The organism is Brevibacterium ammoniilyticum (genome assembly GCF_038429965.1).
Lineage (GTDB): Bacteria > Actinomycetota > Actinomycetes > Actinomycetales > Brevibacteriaceae > Brevibacterium > Brevibacterium ammoniilyticum.
Genome location: NZ_BAABNP010000008.1, coordinates 61,296 through 75,545 on the forward strand (window position 1 = coordinate 61,296; position 14,250 = coordinate 75,545).

Annotated in this window: 11 protein-coding genes; 2 read left to right on the forward strand and 9 right to left on the reverse strand. The window is 69.7% G+C overall.

Annotated elements, in window-relative coordinates:
• Window positions 1–45: 45 nt before the first annotated feature.
• Window positions 46–1,215 (forward strand): glycerate kinase, encoded by a 1,170-nt coding sequence (locus AAHA49_RS10865; RefSeq protein ID WP_342038289.1) that lies wholly within the window; start codon window positions 46–48, stop codon window positions 1,213–1,215.
• Between the two features lie 38 nt (window positions 1,216–1,253).
• Window positions 1,254–1,721 carry a thioredoxin-dependent thiol peroxidase gene (gene bcp, locus AAHA49_RS10870; RefSeq protein ID WP_342038290.1) on the forward strand — a complete coding sequence of 156 codons (468 nt, stop codon included), beginning with the start codon at window positions 1,254–1,256 and terminating at the stop codon, window positions 1,719–1,721.
• A 71-nt stretch (window positions 1,722–1,792) separates the two neighbouring features.
• Here bcp and AAHA49_RS10875 read toward each other — a convergent pair whose 3' ends face one another.
• From AAHA49_RS10875 to AAHA49_RS10915, 9 genes are all read right to left on the reverse strand, one after another.
• Window positions 1,793–2,806 (reverse strand): hypothetical protein, encoded by a 1,014-nt coding sequence (locus tag AAHA49_RS10875; RefSeq protein ID WP_342038291.1) that lies wholly within the window; start codon window positions 2,804–2,806, stop codon window positions 1,793–1,795.
• Window positions 2,807–2,972: 166 nt separating this feature from the next.
• Window positions 2,973–4,364, reverse strand: a complete 1,392-nt coding sequence (gene allB / locus AAHA49_RS10880; protein ID WP_342038292.1) for an allantoinase AllB — start codon at window positions 4,362–4,364, stop codon at window positions 2,973–2,975.
• A gap of 54 nt (window positions 4,365–4,418) precedes the next feature.
• On the reverse strand, window positions 4,419–6,224 hold the full coding sequence (gene gcl, locus AAHA49_RS10885; RefSeq protein WP_342038293.1) for a glyoxylate carboligase: 1,806 nt from the start codon (window positions 6,222–6,224) through the stop codon (window positions 4,419–4,421).
• Complete coding sequence (locus AAHA49_RS10890; protein ID WP_342038294.1) at window positions 6,224–7,159, reverse strand: 2-hydroxy-3-oxopropionate reductase; 936 nt, start codon at window positions 7,157–7,159, stop codon at window positions 6,224–6,226. Before AAHA49_RS10890 ends, gcl begins: the two co-directional genes overlap by 1 nt.
• Before the next feature lie 59 nt (window positions 7,160–7,218).
• Window positions 7,219–8,031 carry a hydroxypyruvate isomerase family protein gene (locus AAHA49_RS10895; RefSeq protein ID WP_342038295.1) on the reverse strand — a complete coding sequence of 271 codons (813 nt, stop codon included), beginning with the start codon at window positions 8,029–8,031 and terminating at the stop codon, window positions 7,219–7,221.
• A 187-nt stretch (window positions 8,032–8,218) separates the two neighbouring features.
• Window positions 8,219–9,505: a guanine deaminase gene (gene guaD, locus AAHA49_RS10900; protein WP_342038296.1), complete on the reverse strand. Its 1,287-nt coding sequence runs from the start codon at window positions 9,503–9,505 to the stop codon at window positions 8,219–8,221.
• A gap of 43 nt (window positions 9,506–9,548) precedes the next feature.
• Window positions 9,549–10,343 carry a xanthine dehydrogenase accessory protein XdhC gene (xdhC, locus tag AAHA49_RS10905; protein WP_342038297.1) on the reverse strand — a complete coding sequence of 265 codons (795 nt, stop codon included), beginning with the start codon at window positions 10,341–10,343 and terminating at the stop codon, window positions 9,549–9,551.
• The gene (gene xdhB / locus AAHA49_RS10910; protein ID WP_342038298.1) at window positions 10,340–12,691 is read right to left on the reverse strand and encodes a xanthine dehydrogenase molybdopterin binding subunit; all 2,352 of its coding nucleotides are present in this window, start codon (window positions 12,689–12,691) and stop codon (window positions 10,340–10,342) included. The genes xdhC and xdhB overlap by 4 nt, the downstream gene beginning before the upstream one ends.
• Entirely contained in the window at window positions 12,688–14,160 is a 1,473-nt protein-coding gene (locus AAHA49_RS10915; RefSeq protein ID WP_342038299.1) for a xanthine dehydrogenase small subunit, read from the reverse strand. Before AAHA49_RS10915 ends, xdhB begins: the two co-directional genes overlap by 4 nt.
• Window positions 14,161–14,250 lie beyond the last annotated feature (90 nt).

A 14,250-nucleotide genomic window follows, 5' to 3' on the forward strand; every position in this document is an offset into this window, starting at 1 on the left:
TGGACGCCGCTGGTGCCGGAGGAGTCCGTGCGGTTGAATGAGGTCATGAGCGAAGAAGCCCCGGTGATCGTCTGCGCCCCCGATTCCTTCAAAGGCTCCGCCGGCGCGCCCGCGGCCGCCGCGGCCCTCGCCCGCGGGGCGGCGCAGGTCTTCCCGACGGCGACGATCACGCAGCTGCCGTTCGCCGACGGCGGCGAGGGCACGCTCGAGGCGCTGCTCGCCGTATGGGGCACACCTGAACGCACCGTCACCGTCGTCGATGCGCTCGGGCGGGAGGCGACCGCCCGCTACGGCCTCTCGGCCGACGGGACGACCGCGGTCATCGAGGCCGCGCAGGCCAACGGGCTGCCCCAGGTCTCCGACGTCGCCCTCCAGCCCGAACGCGCCGACACCTACGGGGTCGGACTCATCGCCGCCCGCGCCCTCGACGACGGGGTCGAGGAGATCCTCCTGTGCATCGGCGGCTCGGCGAGCACCGACGGGGGCACCGGAATCGCCAGGGCGCTCGGCGCGGTCTTCCGCGACTCCGCGGGCGATCCGATCGCCCCCGGCGGGGGCGGACTGAGCGCACTGGTCGCGATCGACGACACCGGACTCGACCCGCGGGCGAAGGACGTGCGCTGGCGCATCGCCGTCGACGTCGACAATCCGCTCACCGGGCCCCGCGGGGCCGCCGCCGTCTTCGGTCCGCAGAAGGGCGCCGATCCCGAGGCCGTTGCGCGCCTCGATTCCGGACTTAACCACCTCGCCGAGGTGCTCGCCGGATCCGGTGATGCGGCGCGGCTCGCCGACACCCCCGGGTTCGGGGCCGCCGGCGGGATCCCGCTCGCACTCACCGCCCTCCTCGACGCCGAGGTCGTCCCGGGTTCCCGCATGGTCGCCGAGGCCGTCGGTCTCGCCGAGGCGCTCTCCGGGGCCGATCTCGTGCTCACGGGCGAGGGGTCGTTCGACTCGCAGTCGCTCGGGGGCAAGGTCGTCGCGGCCGTCCGCGACCACGCCCCCGCCTCGGCGAGCATCGTCGTCGTCGCCGGACGCGTCGGGCTCACTCCCGCCGAATGCCGGGAGGCCGGGATCACGGCGGCCCTGTCGATCGCCCCGGGCCCGGCCGACCTCGCGGAGCTCTCCGAGCGCGCCGAGGAGCTCATCGAAGCGACCGCCGCGCACGCATGTGCGCTCGCGGCAGCAGGACACCAGCCCGCCTCGGCGGGACACTGACCCGCACACGCGGGACACCACCAGAAAGGGCACTGATCATGGCGAACACACTGACGGTCGGGCAGCAGGCACCGGACTTCTCCCTCCAGGACGCGAACGGGCAGACCTACTCGAAGGAGGGACTCGCGGGCCGGCGGTTCATCCTCTACTTCTACCCGAAGGCGGCGACGCCGGGCTGCACGACCGAGGCGTGCGACTTCCGCGACAACCTCGCCTCCCTGCAGTCGGCGGGCTTCGCGGTGCTCGGGGTCTCCCCCGACGGCCCCGAGGCGCTCAAGGCCTTCGCCGCGGACGAGTCGCTGAACTTCCCGCTGCTCTCCGACCCGGATGCCGCCGTCGCGAAGGCGTACGGCTCGTATGGGGAGAAGACCGTCGGCGACCGGACCTTCGAGGGCACGCTGCGCTCGACGTTCATCGTCGACGAATCGGGTGATCTCAGCCTCGCCGAGTACAACGTCTCCCCCGACGGCCACGTCCGCCGCCTCCGCGAGACCCTCGACGTCTGACCCCTCCCAAACTTCACCCGACGTCCCAAATGTCATGCGGCGCCGCGTCGAATTTGGGACGTCGGGTGAAGTCAGTGATTGCGTTCCATCGCGAGCGAGCGCTCTCGCACGATCCGCCCGATCTCCTCGAACGTGCTGGCGAGGAAAAGCTGCTTCCACGTCACGCGGAAGACTCGATACCCCATCGCCGCGAGTCGGTCGTCGCGCCGCTTCTCGTCGGCGAGGGCTTCCTTCGCATCCGACGCATACTCGGTGTACTTCGCCAGTCCGTCGACCTCGACGATCGTTCGCGACGCCCGATGGCAGAAGTCGACTCGCGCGAAACAGACTCCGGCATTGCCGAACATCTCCACCTGCGGTTCCATGCCGACGATTCCGAACTCGTAGAAGCGCACGGCTGCAACCGACTCTGCCGGCGATTCCCGTCTGCCGTCCGCGAGGTCAAGTGCTGCACGAGCCCGGCGCTGTGCGCGAGCCTCAGGGCGACCGTCAAGCACTCTCGCGATCCGCGATGCGACTGTCATCCCCTCGCGGATCGCATGATCGATCATCGCCACCGCAGTGGCAAGGTCATACGTCAGCGCGACATCGACAAGCGTCCATTCGACCGACGTGACCCGGTAGATGCCGACACTCGTCGTGTGACCCTCGGGAACACGATCCACCCGAACATGGAGGTGCCGGTACTTTCGCGGAATCTCGCCCCGATACACCTCGGCCCTGGGGTCGGGGAGGCAGACGACCGGCAGACCATGGATGAGGGCCGCCGAGAGATGGGAGAAGATCTCCCTCCCGGACGCAGCACGACCGCCGTCTGCATGCCCAGCGGTCTTCTCGGCACGAGCATGGATGATCACTCTGAGCCGCTCCTCCGCATCGCGACGATCGCCGAAATGCTCGTACTCGTCAGCATAGGCTTCATCGATCGCCGCCCAGACAGCCGAGTGGTCCGGATTGTCGCAGACACGTCGAGCAACGTATCGCCCACGAGCGATTCGCTCCAGGCAGCAATCAAGTGCCTGCTCGAGTTCACGCTTCGTGAACCCTTCCCGGATGAACCTGGCAGTCGTCATCACTACGTACATAGATGCATATATTGTCATCAAATACGATCAAACGCTATACATAAGCGCAATCTGTGGATAACCGAACCGCCGCAGCCCGCGCACGGGCTCCACAAACTCGACCCGACGTCGCAAATGTCATGCGGCGCCAGGTCGAATTTGGGACGTCGGGTGAAGTTTGGGAGGGTCAGGGGGCGCTGAGGAGGCGGCCGTGCGGGGTGTCGAAGTCGACGGGGGCACCGGCCAGGAGGGTCTGCGTGACCCTGCCGCTCACGGTGCGCTGGTCGTAGGCGGTGATCTGGTTGCGGTGGTGGAGCTCGGTCGCGCTCACCGTCCACTCCTCGTCGGGAGCGAAGAGCGCGAAGTCCGCGGCATTGCCGACCGCGATCGCCCCCTTGCCTTCGACGCGGGCGATCGCCGCGGGGGCCGCGGACATCCAGCGGACCACCTCGGCGAGATCGATGCCCCGCCGCTGCGCCTCCGTCCACACGAGGGACAGCCCCAGCTGGAGCGAGGAGATCCCGCCCCAGGCCGCGCCGAAGTCCCCGGAATCGAGGAGTTTGAGCTCGGCCGTCGACGGCGAATGGTCGGAGACGATGCAGTCGATCGTGCCGTCGATGAGCCCCTGCCACAGGGCCTCCCGGTTCGACTCCTCCCGGATCGGCGGGCAGCACTTGTGCGTCGTCGCCCCGTCCGGGATCTCCTCGGCGGTGAAGACGAGGTAGTGCGGGCACGTCTCGACGGTCAGGCGCACCCCTTCGGCCTTGGCCGCAGCGATCTGCGGCAGCGCATCGGCCGAGGACAGGTGGAGGATGTGCGCGCGGCCCCCGGTCGCCCGGGCCGCGTCGATGACGTGGCCGATCGCGACGTTCTCGGCCTCGCGCGGTCGTGAGGCGAGGAAGTCGGAGAACTTCCGGCCCGAGGCGCTCGGCGCCTCGGCCATGACCGCGTGATCCTCGGCGTGGACGATGAGGAGGCCGTCGAAGTCGGCGATCTCGGCGAGGTCGGCCCCCATCTCGACCGGGGTGAGCGGCGGGAACTCGTCGACCCCGGAGTCCTCGAGGAAGCACTTGAACCCGTAGACCCCCGCTTCGTGCAGGGGCCGCAGCTCGCCCATGTTGCCGGGGATCGCCCCGCCCCAGAAGCCGACGTCGACGAACGCCTTGGGACCGGCCACGGCCCGCTTGACCTCAAGCGCCGGCACGTCGACGGTGGGCGGCAGGGAGTTGAGCGGCATGTCGAGGATCGTCGTCACCCCGCCGGCCGCGGCCGCCTTCGTCGCCGAGGCGAACCCCTCCCATTCGCTGCGCCCGGGGTCGTTGACGTGGACGTGGGTGTCGACGAGGCCCGGCAGGAGCACCTGCGTGTCGTCGACGTCGATGACCTGCGCCGAGGCGGTGCTCAGCCGGTCCTCCCCCGTCGCGATCTCGACGATCCGACCGTCCGCCACGGCCACCTCGGCGGCGGCGATGCCGCCGGGCAGGAGTGCGCGCTTCGCGCGGATGATGAGATCGACGCTGCGGCCGGCCTCAGCCAGTGCCTGCGTCCGGGGCGACGTCTGGGTCGAATCGACGCTCATGGGTTCCTCCTCGAATTCCCGGTCCTGCGAACATGGTATACCGTCATCGGTCCCTCACTTCGTCGCAGCCAGCTCGCTCAGGGGTGTGAGCGCGGTCGGCGCATCGGCCGGCGTCTGCGCGAGGACGTCGAACTCGTTGATCGCATCGAGCGCGAGGCCCATCGAGATGTTCGTGACGCGTTCGAGGATGATCTCGACGACGACGGGCACCTGGTGTTCGTCCATGAGCTCCTTCGCCACGCGCAGTCCCTCCCCGATGAGTTCGGGGTCCTCGACCCGCAGCGCCTTGCACCCGAGACCCTGGGCGACGGCGACATGGTCGACGCCGTAGCCGGCGGATTCGCCCGAGGAGTTGATGTTGTCGAAGGCGAGCGAGACCTGATAGTCCATCTCGAAGCCGCGCTGGGACTGCCGGATGAGCCCGAGGTAGGAGTTGTTGACGACGACGTGGACGTAGGGGATCCGATGCTGCGCGCCGACGGCGAGCTCCTCGATCATGAACTGGAAGTCGTAGTCGCCCGAGAGGGCGACGACCGTGCTCCCCGGCTTGCCCGTGGCCACGCCGAGCGCTGCCGGTCCCGTCCACCCGAGCGGACCCGCCTGCCCGGCGTTGATCCAATGCCGGGGCCGGTAGACGTGGAGCATCTGGGCACCGGCGATCTGGCTCAGCCCGATCGTCGACACGTACGTGACGTCCTCGCCGAAGGCCGCGTTCATCTCCTGGTAGACGCGCTGGGGTTTGATCGGCTTCTCCGTGTAATTCGTCTTCCGGTGCTCGGTCGACTTCCGCGCGGTGCACTGGGCGGCCCACTCGGTGAAGTCCGGCAGCGCCCGCTCGCTCGGCCCCGCGACCCGCCCCCGGGCAGCGGCGAGCAGTGCGTCGAGGGCGGCCCCGGCATCGGAGACGACCCCGTAGTCGGGGGCGAAGACCCGCCCGATCTGGGTGGGTTCGATGTCGATGTGGACGAAGGACCGGCCCTTCCGGTACACGGAAAGGTCGCCGGTGTGGCGGTTGGCCCAGCGGTTGCCGATGCCGATGACAAGGTCGGAGTCGAGGAACGTCGCGTTGCCGTAGCGCACGTGCGTCTGGATCCCGACCATGCCCGCGGCCAGCGGGTGGTCATCGGGGATCGTCCCCCAGCCCATGAGCGTCGGCGAGACGGGGATCGAGGTGAGCTCGGCGAACTCGACGAGACGCTGACTCGCATCGGCGTTGATGATCCCCCCGCCGGCGATGATGAGCGGGTGCTTCGCGGCGGCGATGAGGTCGAGGATCCTCTCCGCCTGCGCCGAGGTGGCGGCGGGCTTCTCGACCGGCAGCGGTTCGTAGGTGTCGATGTCGAAGTCGATCTCCGTCTGCTGGACGTCGATAGGCAGGTCGATGAGCACGGGCCCCGGGCGCGCCGAGCGCATGAGCCCGAACGCCTTCTGGAACACTCCCGGCACCTGCCCGGCTTCGAGGACGGTCTTGGCCATCTTCGTCACGGGCGCGGCGATCGAGGCGATGTCGACGGCCTGGAAGTCCTCCTTGTCGAGCACGGCGACCGGCGCCTGCCCGGTGATGCAGAGGATCGGCTGCGAATCCGCGGCGGCCGCGTAGAGTCCGGTGATCATATCGGTGCCGGCCGGCCCCGAGGTGCCCAGGCACACCCCGATGTTGCCCGCGGCCGCCCGAGTGTACCCGTCGGCCATGTGCGAGGCGCCCTCGACATGCCGGGCCAGGGTGTGGCGGATCCCGCCGTGGGCCCGCATCGCCGAGTACAGCGGGTTGATCGCGGCCCCCGGCAGGCCGAAGGTCTCGGTCGCGCCCTCCTTCTCGAGGATGAGGACGATGGCGTCGACTGCGCGCATTCTCGTCATCACGCCGCCCCTTCCTGTGCGGTGTCGTCCTCGGCGGAGTCCTCGCCCGCCGAGGCGGTCGTGCCGGAGAGCTGTTCGACGACGGTGAGCAGGCCCGAATGGTCGAGTCCGCCGTTGCCCTGCGCCACGGTCGCGGCGACGAGCTGGGCTACGGCAGCGCCGAGGGGGATCGCGATCCCGGCCTCGCGGGCCGCGGCGGTGACGATGCCCATGTCCTTGTGGTGGAGGGCGAGCCGGAAGCCGGGCGTGAACTCGCGGTCGAGCATCTTCTGACCCTTCTGCTCGAGCACCTTGGACCCGGCGAGTCCGCCGCCGAGGACTTCGAGGGCCGAGGTCGTGTCGACGCCGTAGGCCTCGAGGAAGACCACCGCCTCGGCGAGGAGGCCGATGTTGCCGGCGACGATGAGCTGGTTCGCGGCCTTGACGGTCTGCCCGGCACCCGAGGGGCCGACATGGACGATCGTCTTGCCGACGGCGGCGAAGACGTCGGAGGCGGACTCGAAGTCGGCCTCGTCTCCGCCGACCATGATCGAGAGCACCCCGTTGATCGCCCCGGGCTCCCCACCGGAGACAGGAGCGTCGAGGGGCCTGATCCCGGCCTCGCGGGCCCGGGCGGCGAGCTCCTTGGCGACATCGGGGCGGATCGTCGAGAAGTCGATCCACGTCGCACCCGGCTGGGCTGCTGAGAGGATGCCGTCGTCCCCGGTGAGGACGGCTTCGACGTCGGGTGAGTCGGGGACCATGGTGACGATGACGTCCGCGCCGTCGACCGCCTCGGCGATCGTCCTGGCTGCCTGCCCGCCGGCTGCGGCGAGCTCCTCGGCCTTGGCGGGGGTGCGGTTGAAGCCGCGGACGGTGAAACCTGCGTCGACGAGGTTCTTGGCCATGGGCAGTCCCATGATTCCGAGTCCGATGAAGGCGATTGTCCTGCTCATGATGTGTCCTTGTCTCTGGGGCGGGGTTGTCTGGGGGTCGGTGAGGACCGGGTGTCTGCTCAGCGTCCGAGCCACGCGAACGCGGTCTCGCGGTCCTGCTTGTACTCGAGGGCGATCTGACCGGAGTAGCCGAGCGCATACGAGCGTTCGATCCATTCGCGCAGCGGCAGCTGCCCGGTTCCCGGTGCTCCGCGGCCGGCGGCGTCGGCGATCTGGATGTGCCCGAAGCCCGCTGCCCCGGATTCGATGGCGGCGGCGACATCATCGCCGTTGACGGCCATGTGGAAGAAGTCGGCGAGGACGGCGATGTTGCCCTCACCGCCGGCCCTCACCTGGTCGACGACCGCGGCAGCGTCGGCGGCGGTCTTGAGCGGGTAGGCCTCGGCTCCGGAGACGGGTTCGACGAGGACGGTGCCGCCGATGCCGGCCACCGCACGGGCGGCGACGGCGAGGTTCTCCAGCGCTACGGCGTCCTGCTCCTCCGGCGTCGAGTCCTCAACCCGCAGACCGTAGAGGGCGTTGAAGGCCCGGCAGCCGGTGCGGCGGCCGATGTCGGCGACGATCTCCGCGTTCTTCGCGAAGTCGGCCTGCGAGCCGGGGATCGAGACCATGCCGCGATCGCCTGCGGCCATGTTGCCCGCCCAGAAGTTCAGGCCCGCGAGCTCGACGCCTGCGGACTCGAGGGAGGCGATGAACGCGTCGACCTCGGCAGCCTGCGGCGTCGGGTCGCCGTCGAAGGGCCACCAGAACTCGACCCGGTCGAAGCCTGCGTCCTTCGCGGCCTGGGCGCGGTCGAGGACGGGCAGTTCGGTGAGCAGGGTGGAGCAGTTGAGGATGTAGCTGCCTGCCTGAGTGAATTCGAATGTCGACATCGGATCTCCTTCGCGACTCTGCGATTCTCCAAAACTTCCGTATCGTGGAAGTTCATTTCCGTTGGATGAAAACAGCATACGCATCGGCGGCGCAGGGAGTCAACCCCTCAACGCGAGCAACCCTCCGGGCGCTCAGCACCCGGCGAGGGGTGGCTGAGCGACCGGAGGGTCGCTGGAGTGAGGGGCCTCAGCCCTTGACGGGTTCGCCGTCGATCCACACCCGGGTGAGGTCGGCGGGCGTGCCGAGGGCGAAGATCTTCGCGAGCGCATCCTCATCGGATTCCGCGTAGTCGAGGCCGACGGCCAGGGGCTGGCCGGCGACCGGGTCGACGTAGACGGCGTCGAAGCGCTTGCCCACGGACAGATCCCCCACCTCGGCGTCGAGGCCGAGGGCCGCCGCGCCTGAGGCGGTGGCGAGGTGGAGGAGGTGCGTCGAGGTCAGGGGCACGCCGCCTGCGGGGTCGAGCTGCTGCATGAAGTACGCCTGCACCCCCTCCTTGAGCAGGCAGAACCCGTTGCCGGCGCCGACGTCGGAGCCCAGCGCCACCCGGACCCCGGCATCGAGGTGGCGGCCCAGCGGGAAGAAGCCGCTCGCGAGCGCCGAGTTCGAGGTCGGGCAGTGGGCTGCGGCCGCCCCCGCCTCGGCCATGCGCGCAAGCTCCCGGTCGCGGGGGTGGACGTTGTGGGCGAGGATCGTCCGCTCCCCGAGCAGTCCCGCCCGGTCGTACGTGTCGAGGTAGTCGAGCGCCTCGGGGTGGATCTCGGCGACCCCGGCGATCTCGTCGCGGTTCTCGTTGAGGTGGGAGGTCACCCAGATCCCCGGGTTGTCCGCGACAAGCGCGCCGCCGGCGGCGAGCAGCTCAGGACCGGCGGAGAACGAGAACCGCGGGGTCACCGCGAAGCGCAGCCGCCCCCGACCGTGCCAGTCGTCGATGAGCTGCTGGCTCTCGGCCACGGACCGGTCGACGTCGGTGAGCAGGACTTCGGGCAGGTTCCGGTCGCTCGTGACCAGTCCCGTCGTCATCCGCAGCCCCACCTCGGCGGCGGCCCCGAAGAGGATATCGACCGCGGTCGCGAAGTGCGAACCGAAGACCATCGCCGAGGTGGTCCCCGCCGAGGTCAGGCCCGTGAGGAAGTCCGTCGCCACCCCCGCGGCGTAGGCGTCGTCGCGCAGCTTCGCCTCCTCGGGCAGGGCGCATTCGTCGAGCCAGTCGAGCAGCGGGCGTCCGAGGTGGCCGATCGCGCGGACCTGCGGGAAGTGGACGTGGGTGTCGACGAACCCGGGCAGCAGGACCCCGGCCCGGAGGTCGACGACCTCGGCGTAGGGGTGGCGCTCACGGGCGGTGGCGAAGTCCGTGCGGGCGACGATCCGCCCGGAGTCGACGACGATGGCGACATCGGAGCCCGAGCGCAGTCCACCTCCGGCGAAGGGGTCGGTGGGCGTGTCGAAGACGCGGGCGCGATAGATCTGCATGATGGGGGTTCCTCTCTGGAGGCGGGATGGAAGAGTTCGGGGCTCAGGCCAGTCGGCCGAGGAGGTCCGCGGCGACGCTCACGGCGATCGTCGCGGGATGCTTGCCCGGCAGTTCGGGCAGCCCGATGGGGCAGGTGATCGTGTCGACGGCCTCAGGCGTGTGGCCTTCGGCGATGAGGGCCTTGCGGAAGCGCTGCCATTTCGCAGACGAGCCGATGAGCCCGATCGTGCCGAGGTCCCCGCGGCGCAGGGCGGCGTCGCAGAGGTGGAGGTCCTCGGCATGGTCGTGGGTCATGATGTACACGTGCGCCCCGGCGGGCAGGGTCGTGAGCACCTCTTCGCCGATGACGGCGAAGTGACGGCGGACGTTCGCCACCGGCGGCTCGAGCCGGTCGATCTCGGCCAGCTGTTCGGGCCGGGAGTCGCTGACGTCGAGGTCGAGGTCGAGGCGGGCGAGGATGCGGGTGAGTTCGAGTCCGATGTTGCCGATGCCGAAGATCGCCACCGAGGCGGCCACGGGCAGCGGTTCGAGGAGGACGGTGACCTCTCCCCCGCAGCATTGGCGCCCATGCTTCGCCGGCGCCTTGTCGTTGAGCCGCAGGGTGAGCATCTCCGGTTCGGCATGCGAGCCCGCAGCCTCCTCGAGCATCTCCCGGGCCCGAGTGACCGCGGTCATCTCGAGATTGCCGCCGCCGATCGTGCCGAAGTCCTTCTCATCGGTGACGATCATCTTCGCCCCCGCCTCCCTGGGCGCATGTCCGCGCACGGAAACGAGGGTGACGAGCACGGCCGGCACCCGCTGCTCGCGCAGCCTCGCCGCGGTGTCCATCCAGGTCATGACACGACGGCGGCGGGCGCGGACTCGCGCACCGCCTCGAGCGCCCAGAACACCGCTTCCGGGGTGGCCGGGGACGCGAGTTCGACCGAGGTGCCCGGTCGGCCGAAGGCGGCGACCGCCTCCCGCAGGGCCTCGCGGACGGAGAAGGCGAGCATGAGCGGGGGTTCGCCCACGGCCTTCGACCCGTAGACGGCGCCCTCCTCGTGGGCCTTCTCGAGCAGGGAGACGTTGAAGACCTCGGGCACCTCGGAGAAGCTCGGGATCTTGTACGTGCTCGCCGCCTGCGTGGCCAACCTGCCCCGACTCGGCTTGTCGCTCTCATCCCAGCGCAGGTCCTCGAGGGTGAGCCAGCCGGTGCCCTGGACGAAGCCGCCTTCGATCTGGCCCAGGTCGATGAGCGGGGAGAGCGAGTCGCCGACGTCGTGGACGATGTCGACCCGCCGGAGGACGTACGAGCCGTCGAAGCGGCTGACCTCGACCTCGCTCGCCGCGACCCCGTACGCGAAGTACTTGAAGGGTTCGCCGCGCATCGTCGAGAGATCCCAGTGGAGGCCTTCGGTGCGGTAGAAACCGGAAGCCGAGAGCTGGATCCGCTGGAAGTACGCGGTGTTGATCAGCTCCTCCCACGTGATCGTCTTCGACGTCGAGAGCGCGCTGACGATGCCGCGGCTGATCTCGACCTCGTGCGCGGGCGCTCCGAGGAGTCCCGCGGCGACCTGCTTGAGGCGGCCGAGGATCTGCTCGCACGCGTCCTTGACGGCCCCGCCGTTGAGGTCGGAGCCGGAGCTCGCCGCCGTCGCCGAGGTGTTGGGGACCTTGTCCGTGCGCGTGGGCGCGAGCCGCACCGTCGACAGCGGCACGCCCAGGGAGGTGGCGGCGACCTGGAGCATCTTCATGTGCAGGCCCTGCCCCATCTCCGTCCCACCGTGGGTGATGAGGACCGAACCGTCCTTGTACACCAGCACGAGCGCCCCACCCTGGTTGAAGGCGGTGAGGTTGAAGGAGATGCCGAACTTCACGGGCGTGATCGCCAGACCCCGTTTGACGTCGGAGTGGGTGGCGTTGAACGCAGCGATCTCCGCCGACCGGGCCTCCACCTCGGCGGACGTGATGACCTGATCCCAGGCGGCCGCGATCCGATCGGGGTGGCGCACCGGCTGGTAGTAGGGGGTGTCCTGGCCGGCCTGGTAGAAGTTGCGGCGGCGCAGCTCGGCGGCGTCGATGCCGAGCTGCGGGGCGACCCGACCGAGGATGTCCTCCATGACGAGCATCCCCTGGGGTCCGCCGAAGCCGCGGAAGGCCGTCTGCGAGGTCTTGTGGCATTTCGCGACCCGCCCGTGGACGCGGATGTTGGGCACCCAGTACGCGTTGTCGATGTGGCACATCGCGCGGGTGAGCACGGGTTCGGAGAGGTCGAGGCTCCATCCGCCGTCGGCGGTGAGCGTCGCGTCGAGGGCGAGGATGCGGCCCTCGGAGTCGAAGCCGATGCGCCACGTCGAGTGGAAGCCGTGGCGTTTGCCGGTCATCGTGATGTCGAGCGTCCGGTCGAGCCGCAGGCGCACGGGCCGGCCGGTGAGCTTCGCGCCGAGGGCGGCCAGTGCCGCGTAGCCGTGGGGCTGCATCTCCTTGCCGCCGAAGCCTCCGCCCATGCGCAGGCACTGGACGGTCACCTCGTTGGCGGGGATCCCGAGCACATGGGAGACGATGTCCTGAGTCTCCGTGGGGTGCTGGGTCGAGCATTGGACGAAGACCTGCCCGTTCTCGTCGACGTGGGCCAGCGAGGCCTGCGTCTCGAGGTAGAAGTGCTCCTGCCCGGCGAACTCGAACTCTCCGGTGAAGACGTGCGTGGCGTCGGCGAACGCCCCCTCGACGTCGCCTTTGTCGATGACGGGTTGGACGCCGTGGTAGCTGCCGGCGGCGATCGCATCGGTGACGGTGACGAGCGAGGGCAGCGGGCTGGCCTCGACCGTGACGGCGGCGGCTCCGGCCTTGGCCGCTTCGAGGTCCTCGCCGAGCACCCACGCGACCGGCTGGCCGAAGAACATGATCTCCTCTGTCGGCAGCATCGGCTCGTCGTGTTTGACGCCCTGGTCGTTGACGCCGGGGACATCGGCGGCCGTGATCACCCGGACGACTCCGGGGATCTCGTAGGCGGGGGCGGTGTCGAGGCTCTCGAGTCGGGCGTGCGCGTGCTCAGACCGGACGGGGTAGGCGTGGAGGACGCCGGTGAGGCGTCCGATGAGGTCGTCGGTGTAGAGGGCGGCCCCGGTGACGTGGCCGAAGGCGCTCTCATGGTGGTGGGATTCGCCGACGACGGGGTCGGCGGGGCGCTGGGAGAGATGGCTCATCGTCCTGCCTCCTGATCCATGGTGCCGAGCTGCTCGGCGAAGAAGCGTTCGAGTGACGACCGCAGCATCGCGGTGCGGTACCGGGAGCTGGCCCGGTGATCGTCCATCGGGGTGCCCTCGGAGGCGAGGACGTCTGCGGCAGCGTGGACGGTCTCAAGACTCCACGGCCGGCCTTCGATCGCGGCCTCCGTCGCGCGTGCCCGCAGCGGGGTCGCGGCGACCCCGCCGAGGCCGATCCGGGCCTTGGCCACGGTTCCGTCGACGACGTCGACGGCGTAGCCGATCGCGACCGAGGAGATGTCGTCGAAGCGGCGTTTGGCGATCTTCTGGAACGAGGTGAGCGGGGCCAGCGGCAGCGGGATCCTCACCGATCTGATGAGTTCGCCGGGGGCGCGCACGGTCTGCCGGTAGCCGGTGAAGTAGTCGGCCAGTGCCACGGTGCGCTCACCTTCGGCGGAGGCGAGGACGAGGTCGGCTTCGAGGGCGAGCAGCGCCGGCGGGGTGTCGCCGATGGGCGAACCGGTGCCGAGGTTGCCTCCGATCGTCGCCCCATTGCGGATGAGCCGGGAGGCGAACTGGGGCAACAGTTTGCCCAGCAGCGGCACGGAGCCGTTGAGCTCCCGTTCGATCTCGCTGAGCGTGTGCGCGGCGCCGATCTCGACGTGGGTCTCCGTGAAGCGGATCCCGCGGAGTTCGGGGAGGCGGTCGATCGCGAGCAGCGACTTGGCCCGCGCGCCCTTGATGTTGACCTCCACACCCCAGTCGGTGGCCCCGGCGACGAGGAGCACCTCGGGTTCGGCGGCGAGGATGTCGAGCGCCTCGGCGAGGTCGCCCGGGCGGCGGAAGCGTCCGAGCTCCCCGGTGGGGGTGTCGGGGCGGTGGAGGTCGGTCCGCGCCGAGGCGGGGGCCGGGTCGGTGCGGCGCGCGGCGAGCGCATCGGCCTCGGTGGGGTTCCCGAGCGCGTACGCGGCGTCCTTGATGGGGCGGTAGCCGGTGCAGCGGCAGAGGTTGCCGGACAGGGCGTGGATGTCGAAGCCGTTGGGACCGTGGTGGGGGTCGGAGTCCGTGGGACGCTCGGGCCGGTAGTATTCGGCGGCCATCGAGCAGATGAAGCCGGGGGTGCAGTATCCGCACTGGGAGCCCCCGCGCACGGCCATCTCCTCTTGGACGGGATGGTAGGTCTCCGCCTCGGCGAGGCCTTCGGCGGTGATGATCTCCTGGCCGTCGAGGGCGGCCGCAGGCAGCAGGCACGCATTGACCGAGGTCCAGCGGATTCCTTCACCGTCGGGGCGGGCGAGCAGGATCGCACAGGCTCCGCATTCGCCTTCCGCGCAGCCTTCCTTGGCTGCTGTGAGCCCCTGACCGCGGAGGAAGTCGAGGGCATTTTCGTGTGTGGGGCCGTCGAAGTCCTTCTCGGTGCCGTTGACCGAGATCCGACAGCGGGAGCGTTCCGTGGTTGACGCGGACATCGCACTCACCTCCTGCGCCTCGTCGCTGAGGCGCACAGTGCATGGTTGGAACAGTTGCCTTCGCTCTCCCGGACTTCTGGTTATCCATGC

Bases quoted from the DNA above. Each gene is read 5' to 3' on its own strand.
- AAHA49_RS10865 (WP_342038289.1), top strand. From the start codon at position 46: ATGAGCGAAGAAGCCCCGGTGATCGTCTGCGCCCCCGATTCCTTCAAA.
- bcp (WP_342038290.1), top strand. From the start codon at position 1,254: ATGGCGAACACACTGACGGTCGGGCAGCAGGCACCGGACTTCTCCCTC.
- AAHA49_RS10875 (WP_342038291.1), bottom strand. From the start codon at position 2,806: ATGTACGTAGTGATGACGACTGCCAGGTTCATCCGGGAAGGGTTCACG.
- allB (WP_342038292.1), bottom strand. From the start codon at position 4,364: ATGAGCGTCGATTCGACCCAGACGTCGCCCCGGACGCAGGCACTGGCT.
- gcl (WP_342038293.1), bottom strand. From the start codon at position 6,224: ATGACGAGAATGCGCGCAGTCGACGCCATCGTCCTCATCCTCGAGAAG.
- AAHA49_RS10890 (WP_342038294.1), bottom strand. From the start codon at position 7,159: ATGAGCAGGACAATCGCCTTCATCGGACTCGGAATCATGGGACTGCCC.
- AAHA49_RS10895 (WP_342038295.1), bottom strand. From the start codon at position 8,031: ATGTCGACATTCGAATTCACTCAGGCAGGCAGCTACATCCTCAACTGC.
- guaD (WP_342038296.1), bottom strand. From the start codon at position 9,505: ATGCAGATCTATCGCGCCCGCGTCTTCGACACGCCCACCGACCCCTTC.
- xdhC (WP_342038297.1), bottom strand. From the start codon at position 10,343: ATGACCTGGATGGACACCGCGGCGAGGCTGCGCGAGCAGCGGGTGCCG.
- xdhB (WP_342038298.1), bottom strand. From the start codon at position 12,691: ATGAGCCATCTCTCCCAGCGCCCCGCCGACCCCGTCGTCGGCGAATCC.
- AAHA49_RS10915 (WP_342038299.1), bottom strand. From the start codon at position 14,160: ATGTCCGCGTCAACCACGGAACGCTCCCGCTGTCGGATCTCGGTCAAC.